Origin of the sequence: Taklimakanibacter lacteus (assembly GCA_003576695.1) — a bacterium.
In the GTDB taxonomy this organism is placed as follows: domain Bacteria; phylum Pseudomonadota; class Alphaproteobacteria; order Rhizobiales; family Aestuariivirgaceae; genus Taklimakanibacter; species Taklimakanibacter lacteus.
This window is the reverse complement of the sequence record QOZQ01000003.1, coordinates 294306-314921: the sequence shown is the minus strand read 5'-3', so window position 1 is coordinate 314921 and position 20616 is coordinate 294306. Positions and strand designations below refer to the sequence as shown.

Sequence of the window (20616 nt, the reverse complement as noted above, 5' to 3'; positions counted from 1 at the left end):
CCCATGATCCAGAATCGGAAAACCGTGTCGGTGAACGGCCGGACCTATGCCTGGCCGCAAGCGCCGCTGGTGGTCGTCTGCTGCGACGGCAGCGAGCCCGCTTATATGGACACCGCGCGCAGCCAAGGACTCATGCCCTATCTCGACCGCATGATCGGCAAAGGCGAAAACCGCCTCGGGCTCTGCGCCATGCCGAGCTTCACCAATCCCAACAATCTGTCGATCGTCACCGGCCGGCCGCCCGCCGTCCACGGCATCTGCGGCAACTATCTCATCGATCCCGAGACCGGGCGCGAAGTGATGATGAACGACCCCAAATGGCTCAGGGCGCCGACCATCTTCGCCGCGTTCCAGAAAGCCGGCGCCAAGGTGGCGGTGGTGACGGCCAAGGACAAGCTCAGACTCCTCCTCGGCAAGGGCCTCGTCTTCGACGGCAGCGCCATCTGCTTCTCGTCCGAGAAGGCCGACAAGGCGACGCTCGCCGAAAACGGCATCGAGGATGCGCGCCAGCTCACCCATATGAAAGTGCCCGATGTCTATTCGGCCGAGCTTTCCGAATTCGTCTTCGCTTCGGGCGTCGCCCTCCTCAAGAGCATGCGGCCCGACCTCATGTATCTGTCGACGACCGACTATATCCAGCACAAATATGCGCCGGGCACGCCCAAGGCGAATGACTTCTACGCCATGATGGACCGCTATCTGGGCGAACTCGATGCGCAGGGCGCCACGGTGGTGATCGTGGCCGACCACGGCATGAAGGACAAGCATCTCAGCAATGGCGAGCCCGATGTGCTCTTCCTCCAGGACGCACTCGACCGGAAGTTCCGTGCTGGCCAGACCAAGGTGATCCTGCCGATCACCGACCCTTATGTCGTCCATCACGGCGCGCTCGGCTCCTTCGCCACCGTCTATCTCTATGGCCCGAAACCCGAAGACGTTACCAGCTTCATTGCCGGCCAGCCCGGCATCGATGTGGTGCTTGCCCGCAAGGAAGCTTGCGTCCGCTTCGAGCTGCCGGAGGACCGGATGGGCGATCTCGTCGTCGTTTCAGGCGGTCCGACACACAGCAAGGTCATCGGCACCAGCCGCGACAAGCACGACCTGTCAGGCCTCAGCGAGCCCTTGCGCTCGCATGGCGGGCTGTCCGAGCAGGAGATCCCCATCATCGTCAACCGCAAAACCGAAGGCCTTCCCGCCAGCTTGCGCAATTTCGATGCCTTCGCCATCGGCTGCAACCATATCGCGGCGCACCGCGAACAGGCGGCATAGGAAACCCCGACGCCATGAACAAGATCACCCCCACGCGCAAGATCATCAAGGAAGCGATGCGGATCGGCGGCAAGCCGGTCGCGGCCGACGATGTCGTTCCGGTCCATTATCCCTATACGAACGAGGTCATCGGCACGGTGCCGGCGGGGCGCGCGGAACATGCGGCCAAGGCCTTCGCCGTCGCTAAAGCCTTCAAGCCGAAGCTCACCCGCTATGAGCGCCAGCAGATCCTGTTCCGCACCGCCGAGCTCATCCGCGACCGCAAGGACCAGCTCTCCGATCTCATCACCCTCGAGCTCGGCCTGTCGAAGAAAGACTCGCTCTATGAATGCGGTCGGGCCTATGACGTCTATTCGCTGGCGGGACAGCTGGCCATTCTCGATGACGGCCAGATCTTCTCCTGTGACCTGACACCGCAAGGCAAGCCCCGCAAGATCTTCACCAAGCGCGAGCCGGTGGGCGTCATTTCGGCCATCACGCCCTTCAACCACCCGCTCAACATGGTCTCGCACAAGGTGGCGCCGGCCATCGCCACCAACAACTGCGTGGTGTGCAAGCCGACCGAGCTTACGCCGCTCACCGCCATTGCGCTCGCCGACATCCTCTATGAGGCTGGCCTGCCGCCGGAAATGTTCCAGGTGGTGACCGGCTGGCCCCGGGACGTCGGCGATGAGATGGTGATGAACCCCGACATCGACGTCATCACCTTCACCGGCGGCGTCAAGGTGGGCAAGATCATCGCCGGCAAGGCCGGCTACCGGCGCGCCGCGCTCGAGCTCGGCGGCAACGACCCGCTGATCGTGCTCGACGATCTCTCCGATGCCGATCTCGGCAAGGCGGCCGAGCTTGCCGTCCAGGGCGCCACCCGCAATTCGGGCCAGCGCTGCACGGCGGTGAAGCGTATCCTGGTGCAGGAGCGGGTGGCCGACAAATTCGTCGCGCTCGTCCTCGAAAAGGCGAAGAAGATCAAGTTCGGCGACCCAATGGCGCCCGAGACCGATCTCGGCACCGTGGTGCATGAGCAGGCGGCGGCCCTGTTCGAGCGCCGCGTCCACCTGGCCGAGGCGCAGGGCGCCAAGGTGCTCTATAATCCGGGCCGCAAGGGCGCCCTCCTGCCGCCGATCACGCTCGACCATGTGCCGCATGAATCCGAGCTCGTCTTCGAGGAGACCTTTGGCCCGATCATCCCGATCGTCAGGGTGCCCGATGACGATGAGGCGGTGATCCGGATCTCCAATTCCACCCCCTTCGGCCTGTCCTCAGGCGTGTGCACCAACCGGCTTGACCGGATCACGCGATTCATCGAAGGACTGAATGTCGGCACGGTGAATATCTGGGAAGTGCCGGGCTACCGGATCGAAATGTCGCCTTTCGGCGGTATCAAGGATTCCGGCAACGGCATCAAAGAGGGCGTCCTGGAGGCGATGAAATTCTACACCAATGTGAAAACCTGGTCCCTGCCCTGGCCCAACTGACGGCGCCCGACGCTGGCGGATCCACACATCGCCGCGACACTGCTTTCGCCGGGGACCGGCCGTGACCGCCGGCACCATCGTCATCATCGAGCTCCTGGGCGGCGTCGCCATGCTGCTGTGGGGCGTGCGCATGGTGCGTACCGGCATCATGCGCGGCTGGGGCGATCGACTGAAGCAGTTCATCCAGCAGCGCCTCGGCAACAATGTCTCGGCCTTTGCCGCCGGCGGCATGGCGACGGCAGCACTCGGCAGCGCCACCGCCATGGCGCTCATCGTCGCCGGGCTCGCGGCCAGCGGCGCCATCGGCACCTCGGTCGGCCTTGCCGTGCTGCTCGGCGCCGATGTGGGCTCGGCCCTCGTCTCGGCGCTTTTCGCCTCGTCGAGCTCATACGCGCTCTGGCTGTCGCCGCTCCTGCTGTTTGCGGGCTATGTGACTTTCTCGACTTCGAACGAGTTCCGGCCGCATAATTTCGGGCGCATCCTCATCGGCTTCGGGCTGATGCTGCTGTCGCTCAGGCTTATCGTCGGTGCCACCGCCCCCTTGCGCGAGGCGAGCCTCTTCCACGAGGCGCTCTCGGCCATCGGGCGCGAACCGGTCCTGGCCTTCCTGACCGGTGCGGTGCTCGCCTGGCTCTGCCACTCAACGCTCGCCGTCATCCTGCTCATCGCTTCCTTCCTCGCCAATGGCAGCCTCGATGTTCCCGGCGCATTGAGCTTCATCCTCGGCATCAATTGCGGCGGCGGCCTGCCCTCGGTCACGGCAACCTTCAACCTGTCGCCGGAAGCGCGCCGCCTGCCGCTTGCCAATCTGTTCTGCCGCGGCACGGTGTCGATCGCCCTTCTCTTTTTCGTCGGCTGGATTGCGCCCTATGTGACGGCGCTGCCCGTCGGTCCGATCGAGCAGGCGGTCGTCTTCCATGCCGGCTTCAACCTGCTCGCCGCCCTGGCCTATCTTCCTCTCACCCGGCAGGTGTCGCGGCTCATGCGGCGGATCGTGCCTGATCTCCAGGCAGCACCCGACAATCTGAGCCAGCCGCGCTATCTCGACCAGATGGCGCTGGCCACCCCAAGCGTCGCGCTCTCCAATGCGGCGCTCGAGACGGTGCGCATGAGCGAGCTGCTTGACCGCATGTTCGATACCGCCATCGTCGCCTTGCGGAGCGGCAGCCTCGAGAAGCTGAAGGAACTCAAGACCCTCGATGAGCGGCTCAACCGCTACCAGACCTCGGTGCATGGCTATCTCTCGGACCTCACCCAGTCGGAGCTCGAGAAGAGCGACACCAAGCGGGCGCTCGAAATCATGCTCTATGCCAGCAATCTCGAGCATGCGGGCGATGTCATCCATCTCAACCTGGCCGACCGGATCAAGGCCAAGGCGAAGCAGAGCATCAGCTTCTCGGTCGAGCAGCACGCCTCGCTCGACGACCTCTGCCTCATCATCAGCCATTCGCTCAGGCTCGCCACCGGCGTCCTCACCTCCAACGACATAGAGGGTGCCAAGCGGCTGATCGCCCAGAAGAACACTTTCCGCGCGCTCGAGAACAAGATCATCGACGAGCACTTCCGTGAGAGCGGCAAGGCGCGTGGCGCCTCTTTGCGCAAGAGCGCGCTTTATGTCGACATGATCCGTGACCTGCACAGGGTCAACTCGCATATCGTGTCGGCCGGCTACCCGATCATCGAGGCCGCCGGACTCCTGCGCGATTCCCGCATCCGGCCGGAGAAGAAGACGAAATGAAGTTCATCCATGTCAGCGACCTGCATCTGGTTCCCAAAGGAGACAAATTATGGGGGCTCGATCCGTTCGCCCGCTTCGAGGCCTGCCTCGACGACATCGTCAAGTTCCACGGCGATGCCGCCTTCGTGGTGGTCAGCGGCGACCTCACCGAGAAGGGCGAGGTGCTGGCCTATCGGCAGCTCGGCGCGCGGCTCGCCGATTTCCCGATCGAGACGCATCTGATGCTCGGCAATCACGACGATCGCGGACATTTCCTGTCGGCCTTTCCGAACGCGCCGCGCGATGAGGCGAGCTTCGTTCAACATGCCTTCGTGCGCGACGACGCCGTCTTCCTGCTGCTCGACACGCTGAAAGGTCCGCCCTCCTCGGCCGGGCTCTATTGCCCCCAGCGCAAGGCCTGGCTCAAGGCGGAGCTCGCCAAGGCGGGCAAGCGTCCCGTCTATCTCTTCATGCACCATCCGCCCTTTTCCATCGCGCATGACCTCATGGACCTGATCATGCTCGACGATGCAGATGAGTTTCTCGACCTGCTGCACGGCCATGCGATCAGGCACATCTTCTTCGGCCATGCGCATCGCCCGATCAGCGGCCAGTTCCGCGGCTTGAGCTTCTCGGCGCCGCCCAGCCTCGTTCACCAACTGCCGCTGGTCTCGGGTTCGGTGGCGACGGTCTACAGCGACGAGCCGGCGATGTATGCCGTCGTCCATGCCACCCCCGACAAGGTGCTCGTCCATATGGACGCCTATCTCAACAGGGCGCCGGCGGACATGGATCCGGAGGCCGAGCGCGGAGACTGGTATTAGCCCCGCCAAGGGCCTGCCCGAACCCGATCCGGGGTTCAGGCGACAGGGATTTGCTTCAACATATTGATCTGGCGCGATTCCGCTTCGCCGGGAGGCACGCTAGGGATTGATCACCAGGAACACTTCGGCGGTCTGCTGATAGGCTCCCTCGTATTTGGGAATGAAGGGAACGGCGATCGTATAGGGGTAGCGCGCCGTGAGACGGGCAATGCTCGAGCCGTAGCTGTCGGTCTCGACCGTCATCGTCAGGGTGACCGCTTCCTCGCCATAGACCATGAGCTTCTTGTCGAGATCCGCTTGCAGCTCGCTTTGCGTCAGGGTTGGATTCATCTGCAGCTTTCTCGCCGTCTCGGCGAGCGCGAAGTGGACATTCGAGACGGAATGCATGACGGCGCCGACGGCGAAGATGCCGAGCACCAGAAGAGTCAACAGCGGGAATACAAAGGCGAATTCGACGGCGGCCGTCCCGGAGCTGCAGCGCAACAGGTCCCTGAAACGACGTGCCGGCCGGGGCGAGGCCGTCTCAGCGCACACGAATGACTTCCTCGCGGCTCGTCTGCATCTTGGCCGTCGCGAACAGGTTATGGAGAGGCGTATCGATCGATCCGCTCGCGGTAATGATCACCGACATGTTGGGGATGGCGCCGGTTCCCGTGCAGACGGACGTGCATGCGCTCGTCGTGCCGGCGCATGAGCATTGCCGCACGACCTGAACATCCGCGTCCCCGGGCTTGTTCGTCCACGACAGCAGCACGGCGTTCTTCGCGGCAGCGATATCGGCACCGCCTTGCAGGATATAGTTGGCGCCGGTCTTCACCGCGCTGCGCATCTGCAGGCTCTGCGTCGCGTAAGTCCATCCGGTTACTATGCCGGCCAGCATCATGATGAGGACCGGGGCCGCTATGGCGAACTCTACGGCGGAAACCCCTCCGCTGTGATACATGAACCGGCGAAAAGCTGTCATGATGCGTTACTCGACGAGCTTCACCAGTTCCGCCGCCGGGATGGCGGTCATGCCGTGAGCGCTGCAGTCCTTGCTGATCTCGGCATTGCCCGACCATTCGACCGTCAACCCCACCACCTGGGTGCAGCCGTCGGCGCCGGAAAAATCACCGAGGAACTGAATGGCCTGGCTGGCGAAATAGATGGCGCCGGTCAACTGCGAATCGGCAGTGCCGTTGAAGCTGTTCTTGGTCGCGCCGGTATCGGCGCGGTCGCCGAAGAACAGTATCCCCGCATAGGTGCCCGTGGTCGCCGCGCTCAGATTCACGGTGGCCGTGCCGTTCATGCTGACGCGCGCGCCATTGGTCAGATAGAACATGACGCCCGAGCCGGATATATCGGCATTGGCATTGACCTTCAGGTCGCCGCCCGACACGACATAGACGCCCGGATTCAGCGTCATCGTATCTTTCAGCGTCAGACCGCCGCAATAGGTGCCGGCGCTCAGCGTCGGGCCACTGGCATCCGCGCAGGTGCCGTCGACGGCCGGCGCCGCCACTTCGCCATAGGGATCGGCGACCGGCGAAACGCCGACTTGGGCGGATTTGCAATCGTCCAGAATCGTGGTGGCCAGCAGGCTGGCGCCGCCGACCGAATAGATGCAGCTGGTCTGGAGCTTGCCCGACCCCTGTACCGTCACCGCGTCACTGGCCAGAGAATTGGCCATGACGCTGCACTTCTTGAACTTGCTGATCGAGCTGCCGGAAAACAGCGCCGCCTTGGAGGCGGACTTGTCGAGCGCCAGGACGCAGGCGCTGCCGGCATCCTCATAGGTTGCGACGGCGCGCGCCCTGACGGTGACCGGGGCCTGGGTGAAGAGCGACGAGAAAAACCGCTCGGCACCTTCCTCGAGCACGACCTCGACCGCCTTGGAGTTGATATGGGTTCCCGAATGCGGCGGCGAATTGAGCTCCGCCGAGCCGATCGATGAGTCGAATCCATTGGTCACGGCGACCGCCTTCGCGGCGGTCAGGACGTCGTCGTATTTGGAGCCGGCGCGCTTTTCCAGGGCACCCGCATAGGCTGCCGCATCGGCGGCAGCCTGCAGTTGCAAGTCCTTGTAGTACCAGTAAGAGGTCTCGACGCCGAAAGCGGCGCCAGCCACCACCAAAGGCATGGACGCCGCAAAGGCAACCGCCGTACTTCCCCGTTCGTCCCGTAGAAGGTCCTTCAGCCAGCCGGAAAATCTTATCATTTTGTCGCCGTCAGAGACTTTTCTGCATGAATAGTTTCCGAACCCTGACAGGGATTGTTGAAGCCGGTGTTGCACGAACCTCTACAATCTTAGCGAATAGCGGCTGCAGACCTGTTTACGCGACGGGATATTTACGAATATCGTTAAGACCGGGCGACGCCTGAGGTCAGGCTACAGCCGCCGCGAGATCGCCACGCTCGGCAAGCTTGGCACGCTCGGCGATCCTGGCGCTCCGGCGTTCCTCCCGCCGCTTCACGACTTCATAGGCGATGGCGCCGAGAAGCGAGAGCGCGATGATGATGACGGCGAGCGCCGATAGAGCAGGCGTCGTGCCTTGCCGGACCTCGCCCGCGAGAACGGTCACCAGCGTCTTGTCGGCGAGGATGGCGAAGGTCGTCGTATTGTAGTTCTCGAAGGAGGACAGGAAGGCGATGACGGAGGCGGAAACCAGCGCCGGCCTGAGAAACGGCAGCAGGATGTGCCAGAAGACCTGCGGATAGCTGGCGCCGAGGTCGAGAGCGGCCTCCTCCTGGGCGCGGTCGAAGCGCTGCAGGCGCGCCATGATGATCAGCAGGCAATAGGCGGCGATGAAGCTCGACTGGCCGAATATCGACAGCATGATGCCTTTGTAGAAGAATCCGCGGGTTCCAGTCATCTCGGAGAAATCGCGCCAGAAGATCACGGTCGAGATGCCGATGATGACGCCGGGCGTCAGCACCGGCGAGACCGTCACCAGATAATAGAGGGAGCGGGCGCGGTGATAGATCTGGTTCATCACGACGGCGGCGGCGAGTCCGACCGGCACCGACACGCAGATGACGCCGATGCCAATGATGATCGAGTTCCTGAGCCCCTCCATCATGGCGCGGTGGTTCCACAATTTGACGAACCAGTCGAGGGTGAAGCCCTCCAGCGGGTAGGCGCTCGGATAACTCGGCGTGTTGAAGGCGGTGACGCTCATGACCGCAAGCGGCCCGAAGAGATAGGCGAAGAACAGAGCGACATAGAAGCCGATCATCACCTTGATGATTGTCTGCGAGCTCATTTTATCGTCTCCCCGAGGCTGACCTTGAAGAGGCGCAGCATCAGCATCACCAGAGCGATACAGCCGGCCAGCAGCAGGAAGGCGTAAGCCGCGCCTCGCGGCCAGTTGAAGGCCTGGAAGAAGAAATCATAGACGATCGAGGTGAACCACAGGGTCTTTGGTCCGCCGAGGAACTGGGGCGCTGCGAGCGAGCCCGCCGACAGCATGAAGACCATGGTGCAGCCGGACGCGATGCCAGGCTTGGCATAGGGAATGACCACGTCCTTGTGGATACGCCACCACGGGGCACCGAGATCACGCGCAGCTTCGATCTGGTTTTTGTCGAGGCTTTCCACCGCATTGTAGAGCGGGAACATCATCACCAGCAGATAGGCGTAGGAGAGGCCGACATAGAGGCCGACATTGCTGCCGAGGAAATCGATCGGCGCGTCGGTGAGGCCCAGCCCCATCAAAGCCTGGTTGATCAGCCCCTTGCTGGCCAGCAGCAGGCGCAGCGAGAAGGCACGCAGGATCTCGTTCACCCAATAGGGCACGATCAGCGCCAGCATCAGGAGGCGTACCTTCTGAACGCTGCCGGCCTGCGCCATGTAATAGGCGAGAGGATAGCAGATCGCGAAATTGAGCACCGTCACGATGGCCGAGATAACGAGGGTGAAGATGAACGCCCCCATATGGGTGGTGTTGATCTCGCCATCGGTCGGCTGGACGAAGAAGGAGCGATACTGCTCGGTCGTCAGGATATCCTTGGGTCCGCCACGATCGGCGGCGACGAGCTTCGGATGAAAGCTCTCCTGCACCATGTAGAGATAGGGCAGCACGACCAGGAAGAGCGTCCAGAAGGCGACGAGCGCGATGAAGACGATGCCGAGCGTCGTGCCATTGCGCTCGAAGAAGCCCTTGTGGGTCGGATCATGGGCGAAGCGCCGCTCGTAGCGCGCCATCGCCACGAAGACGGCAATGACGAGAAACGGGATCAGATAGACGAGCAGCCTACTCACTGGCCAACCTTCCTTCCGGAAGCACCAATCCCAGGTCGGGATCATAGGCGACGGATGCCTCTACCCCTTGCTCGGGGATCTTCACGCTCTCGAGGCGCCCGACCGTCAAGGTGATGTCCTTCTTTTCGGCACCCTTCAGGAAGATATGCGTGGCATTGCCTTCGAAGGCGACATTGAGAACCGTCGAAGTGATGGTCGCGTCCTTCTCGCCCTTGCCGAGACGCAGCGCCTCGGGCCTGACGAACAGAATGGCCTTATCGCCTTTCTTGACTCCCAATGGATTGCGCCCGCGCAAGGCGCCGAAAGGTGTTTCGACGACGGCGCCGGATTTGTCCGCCTTGGCAACGCGCCCGGCAAAGGGATTGTTCTCGCCCACGAAGGAGGCGACGAATGAGGTCGTTGGCATGTCATAGACGGCCTTGCCGTCGCCCACCTGCTCGATCACACCATTGTTCATGACCGCGATGCGGTCCGACATGGTGAGCGCTTCGCCCTGGTCATGGGTGATATAGATGAAGGTGATGCCTACGCGCTGCTGGATTGCCCTGAGCTCGTTGCGCATGTGCTGGCGCAATTTGAGGTCGAGCGCCGACAGTGGCTCATCGAGCAGCAGCACCTTGGGCTCGACGGCGAGCGCGCGCGCAATGGCGACACGCTGCTTCTGCCCACCCGAGAGCTCGCTGACCAGCTTGTTGCCCTGACCCGGCAAGGCAATCAGGCTGAGGAGCTCGTCGGCCTTCTTCATGCGCTCAGACCTGGAGACGCCGCGCACACGCAGGCCGTAGGTGATGTTCTCGGCCACTGTCATCAGCGGGAACAGCGCCAGGTTCTGGAAGATGAGGGCGGTCGGGCGCTTGTTGGCGCCGATCCCGATCATGTCCTGGCCGGCGATGCGCACCACACCCTCGGACGGATCGAGGAAACCCGAGACGGTGCGGAGGATGGTCGTCTTGCCGCAGCCCGACGGCCCCAGAAACGAGAAGAACTCCCCGCCCGCGATCTTGAGCGAAGCCTCCTTCACGGCGGTGAATTGACCAAATCTGACGGTAACGCGATCCAGTTCGACGTCGGCGCTCATCCCCTGCCCTATCCCTGCAAGCCCTACCCGCAGCTTCATTCGAAGTCTTGTTGGGCATCAGTAAAAACTGTTCCGGCGCAACGGTCCAGAACAATTCGTAATCTGGACCAGCGGATCGATGGAAACAGAACCGGCCCCGACGATAGCGCCGGGACCGGCTTGTGCATCATTCGCGTCAGGCCGATCAGGCGGCCTTGAACTTGTCCGCATACTGGCTGCGGATCTCGGCATACCAGGTCGGCTCGACCGGCCAGGGCCAGAGATTCTTCAACGCATCACCCGGGAACGCTTCCTGGAAGATCTTCTTGGCCTGATCCGACAGCAGGGCGTCGGCGCCGGTCACCACCGGGTTGTAGCCCGAGCCTTCGGCCAGATGGGCGGACGATTCAGGAGTTGCCAGGAAGTTCAGGAACTCATAGGCCTGATCGATATTCTTGGCCGACTTCATCAGCGACAGACCGTCGACCCAGGCAATGGCGCCTTCCTTCGGCGCCGTGTAGTTGACGGGCTTGCCCTCCTTCTTGAGGGAGATCGGCGGTCCGTCCCAGGTCAGGCCGATCCACACGTCGTTCTCCATCAGGCCCGATTTGGTGTTGTCGGCCGAATCCCAGAACTGCTTGACCCAGGCCTTGTGCTCGATGGCGAAGGCCAGGATCGGATCCCACAGCTTCTTGAAGGATTCCTCGTCCTTGTAGCCATCCTTCATGCGGTTGGACGGCATCTTGCCGCTCGCATCCCACCACAGGCCGATGCTCAGGAGATAGGAATGCGGACGGCCCTGCACATGGCCCTTGACGCCTTCGTCCCACAGCGAGCCAAAGGACAGCTGCGCCGGATCGCCCTTGTAGAGATCGGTGCGGTAGGAGATCGCTTCCGATCCCCAGACATGCGGAAGCCAGTTGAGACCGCTGTCCCATTCCCATAGCTCCTTGGCGCTGCCCAGCATCGAGGGAATGATATTGCCGATGTTCTTCAGCTTGTTGGTGTCATAGGGCGCGAGAACGGCAAGGTCCTTGTATTGCGGCGCCCGGTTCATCGTGGGTGAGCACAGGTCGAAGCCCTCGCCGCCGGTCGCCTGGAGCTTGTTGATCTGCTCCTCATTCTGCGAGAACGGCGTGGTCGAGACCTTGATGCCGGTTACCTTCTCGAAATCCGGAATCACCGGATCGGGGAATTCATCCGACCAGTTGAGGATCGAGAGCTCGCCCGACGAAGACCAGGCGCGCTTGAGGTAGAGCGGGCTCGTGAAGCCCACGGCGCCTGCGGCGATGCTCGCCTTGAGCAGGCTGCGGCGGCTCATCTGGGCGGCACGCACCAGATCCAAAGTCGCCTTTTTGGGATCGTATTTCGTCATCTGTCTCCTCCGAGGTGCCACCGGACCATTCCACCGGCACCAGTAAACGCCCATAATCCATTGGCCGGCAAGCCCGGCTTCTTCCTTGATTTCAGTGTAGTATGACGGGCAGATGAACGCCGGGCAATGGGGTATGGCGTCCTGGCTCCATGTCAGCCGGCCGGCTGGACCTCAGCCTCCGGACAGGTACAATCGATTGCACCATGCAGAATGCCTTCGCATCCTCGCCTCCTGCCACCGGCCCGACAGTGACGGTGTCCTATGATGATCTCGCCGCCGCAGCCGACCGGCTGCTGACGGCTGACGGCCTTTCGAGCTTGGCCGAGGCGTGCGGCAAGGCCTGCGCCTTCCTCGAGGCCTGTTCCTATCCGGGTCTTGCGCTGTTGTTCGAAGCCCTCGACACGACCCCGCCGGACGCGCGTCACCCCGACCTCGTGCCCGATTCACTCGGCCTCGATCTCGGCAATGCCTCCTGCGTGTTCCTGGCGCCGCGCATCATGCGCCTGGTGGAGCAGCAGGGCCGGCTCTTCCTGCGCAATGTCCGGCACGGGCTCTATCTCGTCCCCTTCTCGGTCACCGCCAATATCGGTATCGGCTGCCCGGTCGATCCGGCCTTCGCGCTGGGTGGCGAGCGGACGAGGAATCCCTTTGAGGAAAAGCTCGCCTTGGCGCGGCGGGATGGCGTTGCCGTCGCCGAGTCGCTTTGGCGCCGGGCACGGGTTGCCTGAGCCCGCATGGCCGAGCGTATCATCCGCATTGTCCCTTACGGCCGATTGGCCAATCAGATGTTTCAGCTGATGATGGCTGAAAGGCTTCGCCGGTCGATCAAGGGCGCGAAAATAGTCGGGCACTCGCTGCCCGAATGGAACCTGGTCGGTGAAAAGCCGCCCATGGAGAATGCGCTGAGCGTCACGGTGCGCGCCTCGGTCGTGCCCATCGAGCAGGTGATCGAGTTCGCCAACGCGGTGGACTATATCGATATCAAGATCATGTCAGTGACGCTGCGCTATGCCTATTTCCGCACGCTGCTCGACCACTTCCGCGCGCTGTTCCGCGATCCCAAGGTCCCGGAATATACCGAGGCCCCAAAGCCCGACAATCTTGTCATCCATATCCGCCTCGGCGACGCCCTCACCGGAAGCAACAGATCCTACATGCCGCTTCCCATCTCCTGGTATGACGAGCTCATCCAGCGAACCGGCCTCGAGCCGGTCTTCGTGGGCGAGATCGGTACCGACATCTACAGCGAAACGCTCCAACGCCGATTCCCGACGGCGCGGTTCCTGACGCAGGACCGCATGCGCGATTTTCATTTCGTCAGGAGCGCGACCCATGTCGTTCCGGCGATCGGAACCTTCTCATGGCTCGCCACCTGGCTCTCGGAGACAGCCCGGACAATTTACTTCCCGGTGGCCGGTCTCTTCCATCAAACCGCCATACCCGACATGGACCTGCTGCCGGTGGATGACCCCCGCTACCGCTTCTACCGGACCGCGCTGCAGAAATGGGACGCACGTCCGGACCAGCTGGATTTCCTCCTCAACAGCAACCACGATCTACGCCCCGTCAGCCGGTCCCATCTGAAAACCTTCTATTCGCCGCGTATCGGAACCTACGGGCTCGACATCAAGCCTTGGCCTCTGGTGCGATAAAGCATGATCCGGAAAAGTGGATATGGCGTTTCCGGGAAAATCATCACGCTCTCACCGGCAAGCTGGGCAAACCGCTGACCCGGAGCGGCGCGCCCCACAAAATTTGCAGGCCGTCAGGAGTGAGGCTAGAAGCATGCTCCCCCCTTTGGAGAGACTCATGCCCGGCCCCTTGCAGAATATCCGCGTCCTCGACCTCACCCGGGTTCTGGCCGGCCCGTGGGCGACCCAGATTCTCGCCGATTTCGGTGCCGAGGTGATCAAGGTCGAGAAGCCCGGCGAGGGTGACGATACGCGCGGCTGGGGGCCGCCCTTCCTCACCAATCCGGACGGCACGCGCGGCGATGCTGCCTATTACCTCTCCGCCAACCGCGGCAAGAAATCGGTCGCCATCGACATGGCCAAACCCGAGGGCCAGAGGCTCCTGCGCGAGCTTGCCAGGCAATCCGATGTTCTCATCGAGAATTTCAAGGTCGGCGGCCTGAAGAAATACGGGCTCGACTATGAAAGCCTGAAGGCGATCAATCCCAGGCTCATCTACTGCTCGATCACCGGCTTCGGCCAGACCGGCCCCTATGCGCAGCGCGCCGGCTATGACTTCATGATCCAGGGCATGGGCGGCATAATGTCGGTCACCGGCCAGCCCGACGGCGCGCCGGGTGCGGAGCCGATCAAGGCCGGGGTCGCCTATGCCGATGTATTCACCGGGCTTTATGCAACGATCGGCGTGCTGGGCGCCCTCTATCACCGCGAGCGCAGCGGCGAAGGCCAGTATCTCGACCTGGCGCTTCTCGACACGCAGGTCTCGGTCTTGGCCAACCAGGCGCTCTATTATCTCGTCAGCGGCGTTCCGCCGAAGCGGGTCGGCAACGCCCACAACAACATCGTGCCCTACCAGACCTTCGCCACTGCCGACGGCTTCATCATCATCGCAGTCGGCAATGACCGGCAGTTCCGCGAATTCACCAGGATCGCCGGGGTTCCGGAATTCGCGGACGATCCGCGCTTCCAGACCAATCGCGGCCGCGTCGAGAACCGCGAGATTCTCATTCCCCTGCTCAAGGGCCCCATGCAGCAGCGCACGACCGCCCAATGGGTCGAGGTCCTGGAGGCTGTCGCTGTCCCCTGCGGGCCGATCAACATGATCGACCAGGTTTTCGCCGATCCTCAGGTCGCGGCCCGCGGGCTCAGGCTCGCGCTCCAGCGGGAGGACGGGACGGTGACGCCGGGCGTCGCCAATCCGGTACGCTTCTCGGCGACGCCCGTCGCCTATTCCAAGGCGCCGCCGGCGCTCGGCAACGCCACCGAAGAGGTGCTCCGCCGCGTGCTCGGACTTACGTCGGAAGAGGTTGCCAGGCTTCGGGATTCGGCCTCCATCGGGTAAATGTCGCTTTCGGACGGACTCGGACAGCAAGGACAGGTCATAGAACTCCCCATGGCAAATCTCGTGATCACCTATTGGCGCGACATCCCCTCAGTCGTCTCGGTCAAGGCCGGGCGCAAGGAGGAGAAGCGCATGCTTTCCGAGCGCTTCCAGGAGGCCATCGACATGGCCGCCATGCGGGGCGGCGCCTCCGATACCGACGCCTATCTGGCCGACTGGCGGCGCGCCGAACCGATTGCGGTCGGCGATGATCTCGCCGCCGAGGCGGACAAGGCAAAGTCCGACCTGGAGGCTGCTTTTGACAAGGACCGGCTCAAGACGCTGATCGCCAATGGCGGCGCGGCAAAATCCTGAATTTCCACCTTTCGAGGACGAAGATGACCCAGACCCTTATCGCTTCAGAGAAAAAGCAGTTCCTGATCGGCTTCGACCGGCCCTTCTGCGTCATCGGCGAGCGTATCAATCCCACCGGCCGCAAGAAGCTGGCGGCCGAGATGCAGGCCGGCAATTTCGAGACGGTGATCAAGGACGCGCTGGCCCAGACCGAGGCCGGGGCCAATGTCCTTGACGTCAACGCCGGTGTCACCGCCGTCAACCCTAATGAGACCGAGCCGCCGCTCCTCAAGCAGACGATCGAGATCGTGCAGTCGGTCACCGACCTGCCGCTCTGCATCGACTCCTCGGTGACGGCGGCGCTCAAGGTCGGCCTCGAGACTGCCAAGGGCCGCCCGCTGGTCAATTCGGTGACGGGCGAGGAAGAGAAGCTCGAGGCCATCCTGCCCCTCGTCGCCAAATATAATGTGCCGGTGGTCGCCATCTCCAATGACGAGACCGGCATCTCGGAAGATCCCGATGTGCGCTTCGAAGTGGCCAAGAAGATCGTCCAGCGCGCCGCCGATTTCGGCATCAAGCCCGAAGACGTCGTCGTCGATCCTCTCGTCATGCCGATCGGCGCCATGGGCACGGCCGGACAGCAGGTGTTCCGCCTGGTGCGGCGCCTGCGCGAGGAGCTCAAGGTGAACACGACCTGCGGCGCCTCCAACATCTCCTTCGGCATGCCTAACCGGCGCGTGCTGACCGGCTATTTCCTTGCCATGGCGGCTTCGCATGGCATGACGTCGGCGATCATGAATCCGCTCCATGACGAGGACATGCATGCTATTCTTGCCGCCAATGTGCTCAACGGCACCGACCGGAACTGCAAGGTGTGGACCAATAAGTTCCGCGAGATGTCGGCGCCGGCCGCGGTATCGCAAGCCGTCGGCGCTGGACTGCCCGGTGCTTCCGGTGAAGATGTCGAAGCCCGCCGCCGGGCGCGCGAGGAGCGCCGGCGCCGGCGCGGATAATTGAATATGGCCGAGACGCCTAGCGACGCTCTCATCGTCTTCACGCCCTCCGGCAAGCGCGGGCGGTTCCCGATCGGCACGCCCGTGCTGCAGGCGGCCCGTTCGCTCGGCGTCGATATCGATTCGGTCTGCGGCGGGCGCGCAATATGCGGGCGCTGCCAGATCACCATCGGCGAGGGCGAATTCGCCAAGCACGGTATCCGTTCGACCGCCGCCCATCTCTCGGAGTACTCCGCCGTCGAGAAGCGCTATGACGACAAGCGCGGGCTTCTCTCAGGGCGCCGGCTCTCCTGCCAGACCAAGCTCTTGGGCGATGCCGTCATCGACGTGCCACCCGAGAGCCAGGTGCACAAGCAAGTGGTGCGCAAGCGCGCCGAAGCGCGCGACATTGAAATGAACCCGGCGACCCGCCTCTTTTTCATCGAGGTGGAGGAGCCAGACATGCATAAGCCCTCCTCCGACCTCGAGCGCGTCTATCGCGCTCTCGAGGAGCAGTGGGACGTGAAGCATGTGTCGTGCAATCTCGCCATCATGCAGAACCTGCAGAAGGTGCTGCGCCAGGGCGAGTGGAAGATCACAGTCGCCGTGTTCTCCAGGCCTGCCGGCGGCGGCAACGTCCTCACCGCAATGTGGCCCGGCTTCCATGACAGGGCCTTCGGCTTGGCAATCGATGTCGGCTCGACCACCATTGCGGCACATCTGTGCAATCTCTCGACCGGCGATGTCGTCGCCTCCTCCGGTCTGATGAACCCGCAGATCCGCTTCGGCGAGGATCTGATGAGCCGCGTCTCCTATGTGATGATGAATCCGGGTGGAGAGAAGGAAATGACGGCGGCCGTGCGCGAGGCCTTGAACACGCTCGCAACGCAGGTCGCGCAAGAGGCCCAGATCGACAAGACCGATATCCTGGAAGCCGTGCTGGTCGGCAATCCGGTCATGCACCATCTCTTCCTCGGGATCGACCCGACCGAGCTCGGTGGCGCCCCCTTCGCGCTCGCTACCGGGCTGGCGGTGACGCGGCCGGCGCACGAGCTCGATCTCGACCTCAATCCCGGCTCGCAAGTCTATGTGCTGCCCTGCATCGCGGGCCATGTCGGTGCCGACACGGCGGGCGTGGTGCTGTCCGAATCGCCGCAATATTCCGAAGACAACATGCTCATCGTCGATGTCGGCACCAATGCCGAGATCGTGCTTGGCTCGAAGAGCCGGCTGCTGGCCTGCTCCTCGCCGACGGGTCCTGCCTTCGAGGGCGCCCAGATCACCTGCGGCCAGCGCGCCGCGCCGGGCGCCATCGAGCGCATCCGCATCGACCCTGAGACACTCGAGCCGCGCTACCGCGTGATCGGCTCCGATCTGTGGTCGGACGAGCCGGGCTTCGAAGAGGCGGTCGCCTCGACCGGCGTCACCGGCATTTGCGGCTCCGGCATCATCGAGGTGATCGCCGAAATGTATCTCGCCGGCATCATCAACCAGGATGGCCTCGTCGATGGCGCGATGGCGGAGAAGTCCCCCCGCATCCGTGCGCACAAGCGCACCTTCAACTATGTCGTGCGCGAGGGTGAGCCCTTCATCGCCATCACCCAGAATGATGTGCGCGCCATCCAGCTTGCCAAGGCGGCGCTCTATGCCGGCACACGTCTTCTCATGGACAAGCTCGGCATCGACCGCGTCGACCGTATCCGTCTCGCCGGCGCCTTCGGCAGCCATATCGATGTGAAATTCGCGATGATCCTGGGCCTCATCCCCGATTGCCCGCTCGACAAGGTGCAGTCGGCCGGCAATGCGGCCGGCACGGGTGCCCGCATCGCGCTCCTCAATGCGAAGGCGCGCGATGAGATCGAGCATGTCGTGCGCCGCATCGAGAAGATCGAGACCGCGGTCGAACCCCTGTTCCAGCAGCATTTCGTCGAAGCGATGGCCATCCCGCACAAGACGGCGGTATTCGCCAATCTGGCCAGGGAAGTGAAATTCCCCGAGCCCAAGACCATGTCCCCGCCCGATTCGGATGGCGGCGAGCGGCGAAGGCGCCGGCGAGGCTGATCTGCGTGGTCACGGCCGGTGGCTGTCCGGCCAAACATGAATCCGCCTCGATTCCCGGCGACGAATTGGCTAGGTTCCGCTCGGAACTGGAAAACGCCCGCGAAGGTCCGTCCCCCGCCATGATCTTTGTCTGCTCGCGTCTGCTCGCGATAGTCATGATCGCCATCGCTCTGATCGAGCCGGCGCCGGCAGAAGAAACCCCCGCCATCCTCCTCAAGCCCGAGGGCAGCGTCTTGGTCCGCAGCGATCCCGCCGTCAAGGCGCTGCTCGATGCGGCGCTCGAAGCGGCAGCAGAGGGCGACAATGCCGCCATCGGGAAGGCCATCGGCGAGGCGGCGGCGCTCATCGACAAGCAGAAGGGCGCGTCCGGCCGCCACATGACCGCGCTGCATCAGGAAGCGGCGTCCGATTATGCCATTGCCGGCAACAGCGAGGCGGCTCTGGCGCATGGGCGGCGGGCCATCGCGCTGGGGCGCAATCTCGCGGCAAGCTACCTGTTCTATCGCGACACGGCCATCGCCATGCCGGTCTTCGAGCAGACCGAGCCCTTCCGCGACTTCCTCTCGACGGCGAGCACGCTCATGGAAGGCGCCGATGCGGCGCTGTCCCGGCAGGTGACGGACGAAGCCTTCCGGGCCGCGCAACTTGCGCATATGACACGGGCCGGCTTCGCGGTCTTGCGTCACCAGGCAAGGCGCGCCGCCAGCGAGGGGCGGCAGAGCGATGAAGTGAAGTTCGTCCATATGATGGCCGATGCGCTCGGGCCTTATGCGCAGACCGAACGCGAGATTGCCGCGGGGCTGCATGGCGAGCCTGGCAGTCCCTATCGCCTGCAGAAGGAAGCTTTGCAGGCGAACCAGGGGAAGCTGCTGCGGGATGCGGTCGCCCTCATCGCCAAGGAGAAGATCGACATTGCCGGCATTCTGCTGCCGCGTCCGCTCGGCGTGGATGAGGTCGCCCGCCTGCTGGCGCCGGACGAGGCGCTTGTCCTTTTCGTCGAAGGCAACATGGCCGAGGTCCATGCCTTCGTCGTCACGCACGACGCCGTCCGCTGGAGCGAGGTTCCGGTCAGGATCCTCGATATCGACGCGCTGGCGGCGCGGTTCCGCGGCGCCATCGGCGCCCCGCTCGGCCGCAGTGCCAGCGTCCTCGCCACGGCCGACCAGCTTGCCGATGATAGCAATGCCCTGATGCCGGCATGGCAGCTCTATCGCGACCTGCTCGGCCCGTTCAGTCGAGAGCTTGCCGGCAAGAGCCATCTCATGGTCGTCGCCGACGGCACGCTGGCGAAACTGCCCTTTGAAGCCCTGCTGACGCAGGCGCCCCCGCAAGGCGCGGCTGATTTCCGCAAACTGCCGTGGCTGGTGCGCGAACATGCCGTGACCGTGCTTCCCTTGCTTTCCACCCTCACCGCGCGCGAGCAGCCGGCGCCGGCGGGCGCCGATGCGACGCAAGGATTCCTGGGCATCGGCAATCCCGATTATGCCCTGATGGCCGGCAAGCCCGGCGTCATCCGCGCCGTCGAGGCCATGGCAAGGCTCAAGCCCTTGCCTGAGTCCGAGGGCGAGATCCGCCGGATCGCCGCGGGGCTCGGGGCGACGGCACAAGACATGCTGTTCGGCCAAAATGCGTCCGAGAAGAACCTTCTCGCCTTGTCGGAGAGTGGTGCACTGGCGCGCTACAGCGTGCTGATGTTCGCCACCCACGGCCTGCTGCCAGGCGAGATCGATGGCCTCTTCGAGGCGGCTCTCGCTCTGACGCCGTCGGAAAAGGAGTCGCGCCAGTCGCTCGTTCCCTCGGCCACGGGCCTCATGGTCGTCGCCGACGGGTTACTGACCACGTCCGAGATCCCACAGCTCAGGCTCAAGGCCAGCATCGTCGTTCTGTCCGCCTGCAACACCGGCGCCGACAGCCCGATCGATTCGGAAGCCTATTCGGGTCTCGCCTCGGCCTTCCTGAGCGCCGGGGCGCGATCGGTCCTTGTCTCGCACTGGCCGGTGAACTCGGACGCGGCCGTCGCGATCACGACGGCCACCATGCGGCACTGGACCAGCCGCCGCCCCGGACGGGATTTCGCGCTAGCCTTCCGCCAGGCGCTGCTCGATGTCATGCAGACGAGCCCCGAGGCCGCGCGGCCTTCCTACTGGGCGCCCTTCTCGCTGCTCGGCGAACCCTAATTCAGGGCGGCCGATGTCGGCGCTTCAGGGCCGCTGCCGCCTGCCCTGCTCCCGCAACAGAGC

At 63.6% G+C, this 20616-nt stretch carries 18 protein-coding genes; 11 read left to right on the top strand and 7 right to left on the bottom strand.

The window, feature by feature from the left end; genetic code table 11:
• Positions 1-3: 3 nt before the first annotated feature.
• From phnA to DT068_RS07050, 4 genes are all read left to right on the top strand, one after another.
• Positions 4-1269, top strand: a complete 1266-nt coding sequence (gene phnA / locus DT068_RS07065) for a phosphonoacetate hydrolase (RefSeq protein WP_119389094.1) — start codon at positions 4-6, stop codon at positions 1267-1269.
• A gap of 14 nt (positions 1270-1283) precedes the next feature.
• Entirely contained in the window at positions 1284-2744 is a 1461-nt protein-coding gene (gene phnY, locus DT068_RS07060) for a phosphonoacetaldehyde dehydrogenase (protein WP_119389093.1), read from the top strand.
• 61 nt (positions 2745-2805) lie between these two features.
• On the top strand, positions 2806-4482 hold the full coding sequence (locus DT068_RS07055) for a Na/Pi cotransporter family protein (RefSeq protein ID WP_119389092.1): 1677 nt from the start codon (positions 2806-2808) through the stop codon (positions 4480-4482).
• Entirely contained in the window at positions 4479-5285 is an 807-nt protein-coding gene (locus DT068_RS07050; protein WP_119389091.1) for a phosphodiesterase, read from the top strand. The genes DT068_RS07055 and DT068_RS07050 overlap by 4 nt, the downstream gene beginning before the upstream one ends.
• A gap of 99 nt (positions 5286-5384) precedes the next feature.
• On the opposite strand, the gene DT068_RS07045 is transcribed toward DT068_RS07050, so the two are convergent.
• From DT068_RS07045 to DT068_RS07015, 7 genes are all read right to left on the bottom strand, one after another.
• On the bottom strand, positions 5385-5819 hold the full coding sequence (locus DT068_RS07045) for a TadE/TadG family type IV pilus assembly protein (protein WP_119389090.1): 435 nt from the start codon (positions 5817-5819) through the stop codon (positions 5385-5387).
• The gene (locus tag DT068_RS07040) at positions 5809-6249 is read right to left on the bottom strand and encodes a TadE/TadG family type IV pilus assembly protein (protein ID WP_119389089.1); all 441 of its coding nucleotides are present in this window, start codon (positions 6247-6249) and stop codon (positions 5809-5811) included. Before DT068_RS07040 ends, DT068_RS07045 begins: the two co-directional genes overlap by 11 nt.
• Positions 6250-6255: 6 nt before the next feature.
• A complete protein-coding gene (locus DT068_RS07035) occupies positions 6256-7482 on the bottom strand; it encodes a pilus assembly protein TadG-related protein (protein WP_119389088.1) in 1227 nt (408 codons plus the stop codon).
• 166 nt (positions 7483-7648) lie between these two features.
• A complete protein-coding gene (locus tag DT068_RS07030) occupies positions 7649-8527 on the bottom strand; it encodes an ABC transporter permease (protein ID WP_119389087.1) in 879 nt (292 codons plus the stop codon).
• Positions 8524-9525, bottom strand: a complete 1002-nt coding sequence (locus tag DT068_RS07025; RefSeq protein ID WP_368904499.1) for an ABC transporter permease — start codon at positions 9523-9525, stop codon at positions 8524-8526. Before DT068_RS07025 ends, DT068_RS07030 begins: the two co-directional genes overlap by 4 nt.
• Entirely contained in the window at positions 9518-10603 is a 1086-nt protein-coding gene (locus DT068_RS07020) for an ABC transporter ATP-binding protein (RefSeq protein WP_119389085.1), read from the bottom strand. The genes DT068_RS07025 and DT068_RS07020 overlap by 8 nt, the downstream gene beginning before the upstream one ends.
• 184 nt (positions 10604-10787) lie before the next feature.
• Entirely contained in the window at positions 10788-11957 is a 1170-nt protein-coding gene (locus tag DT068_RS07015; RefSeq protein ID WP_368904498.1) for an extracellular solute-binding protein, read from the bottom strand.
• A gap of 203 nt (positions 11958-12160) precedes the next feature.
• Between DT068_RS07015 and DT068_RS07010 the strand changes: the two genes are divergently transcribed.
• The 7 genes from DT068_RS07010 (at position 12161) to DT068_RS06980 (ending at position 20553) form a co-directional block, all read left to right on the top strand.
• On the top strand, positions 12161-12685 hold the full coding sequence (locus DT068_RS07010; protein WP_119389083.1) for a hypothetical protein: 525 nt from the start codon (positions 12161-12163) through the stop codon (positions 12683-12685).
• A gap of 6 nt (positions 12686-12691) precedes the next feature.
• On the top strand, positions 12692-13609 hold the full coding sequence (locus tag DT068_RS07005; protein ID WP_119389082.1) for an O-fucosyltransferase family protein: 918 nt from the start codon (positions 12692-12694) through the stop codon (positions 13607-13609).
• Positions 13610-13766: 157 nt separating this feature from the next.
• Positions 13767-14990, top strand: a complete 1224-nt coding sequence (locus tag DT068_RS07000) for a CaiB/BaiF CoA transferase family protein (protein ID WP_119389081.1) — start codon at positions 13767-13769, stop codon at positions 14988-14990.
• Positions 14991-15041: 51 nt separating this feature from the next.
• Positions 15042-15344, top strand: coding sequence for a virulence factor (locus DT068_RS06995; RefSeq protein WP_119389080.1), 303 nt, complete (start codon positions 15042-15044; stop codon positions 15342-15344).
• A 23-nt stretch (positions 15345-15367) separates the two neighbouring features.
• The gene (locus tag DT068_RS06990; protein WP_119389079.1) at positions 15368-16336 is read left to right on the top strand and encodes a methyltetrahydrofolate cobalamin methyltransferase; all 969 of its coding nucleotides are present in this window, start codon (positions 15368-15370) and stop codon (positions 16334-16336) included.
• 6 nt (positions 16337-16342) lie between these two features.
• Positions 16343-18376 (top strand): ASKHA domain-containing protein, encoded by a 2034-nt coding sequence (locus DT068_RS06985; protein ID WP_119389078.1) that lies wholly within the window; start codon positions 16343-16345, stop codon positions 18374-18376.
• Between the two features lie 155 nt (positions 18377-18531).
• The gene (locus DT068_RS06980) at positions 18532-20553 is read left to right on the top strand and encodes a CHAT domain-containing protein (RefSeq protein ID WP_162914044.1); all 2022 of its coding nucleotides are present in this window, start codon (positions 18532-18534) and stop codon (positions 20551-20553) included.
• The last annotated feature ends 63 nt before the right edge of the window (positions 20554-20616 follow it).

Bases quoted from the DNA above. Each gene is read 5' to 3' on its own strand.
- DT068_RS07010 (WP_119389083.1), top strand. From the start codon at position 12,161: ATGCAGAATGCCTTCGCATCCTCGCCTCCTGCCACCGGCCCGACAGTG.
- DT068_RS07030 (WP_119389087.1), bottom strand. From the start codon at position 8,527: ATGAGCTCGCAGACAATCATCAAGGTGATGATCGGCTTCTATGTCGCT.
- DT068_RS07020 (WP_119389085.1), bottom strand. From the start codon at position 10,603: ATGAGCGCCGACGTCGAACTGGATCGCGTTACCGTCAGATTTGGTCAA.
- DT068_RS06990 (WP_119389079.1), top strand. From the start codon at position 15,368: ATGACCCAGACCCTTATCGCTTCAGAGAAAAAGCAGTTCCTGATCGGC.
- DT068_RS06985 (WP_119389078.1), top strand. From the start codon at position 16,343: ATGGCCGAGACGCCTAGCGACGCTCTCATCGTCTTCACGCCCTCCGGC.
- DT068_RS07040 (WP_119389089.1), bottom strand. From the start codon at position 6,249: ATGACAGCTTTTCGCCGGTTCATGTATCACAGCGGAGGGGTTTCCGCC.
- DT068_RS07050 (WP_119389091.1), top strand. From the start codon at position 4,479: ATGAAGTTCATCCATGTCAGCGACCTGCATCTGGTTCCCAAAGGAGAC.
- phnA (WP_119389094.1), top strand. From the start codon at position 4: ATGATCCAGAATCGGAAAACCGTGTCGGTGAACGGCCGGACCTATGCC.
- DT068_RS07015 (WP_368904498.1), bottom strand. From the start codon at position 11,957: ATGACGAAATACGATCCCAAAAAGGCGACTTTGGATCTGGTGCGTGCC.
- DT068_RS07000 (WP_119389081.1), top strand. From the start codon at position 13,767: ATGCCCGGCCCCTTGCAGAATATCCGCGTCCTCGACCTCACCCGGGTT.
- DT068_RS06980 (WP_162914044.1), top strand. From the start codon at position 18,532: ATGATCGCCATCGCTCTGATCGAGCCGGCGCCGGCAGAAGAAACCCCC.
- DT068_RS07005 (WP_119389082.1), top strand. From the start codon at position 12,692: ATGGCCGAGCGTATCATCCGCATTGTCCCTTACGGCCGATTGGCCAAT.
- DT068_RS07035 (WP_119389088.1), bottom strand. From the start codon at position 7,482: ATGATAAGATTTTCCGGCTGGCTGAAGGACCTTCTACGGGACGAACGG.
- DT068_RS06995 (WP_119389080.1), top strand. From the start codon at position 15,042: ATGGCAAATCTCGTGATCACCTATTGGCGCGACATCCCCTCAGTCGTC.
- phnY (WP_119389093.1), top strand. From the start codon at position 1,284: ATGAACAAGATCACCCCCACGCGCAAGATCATCAAGGAAGCGATGCGG.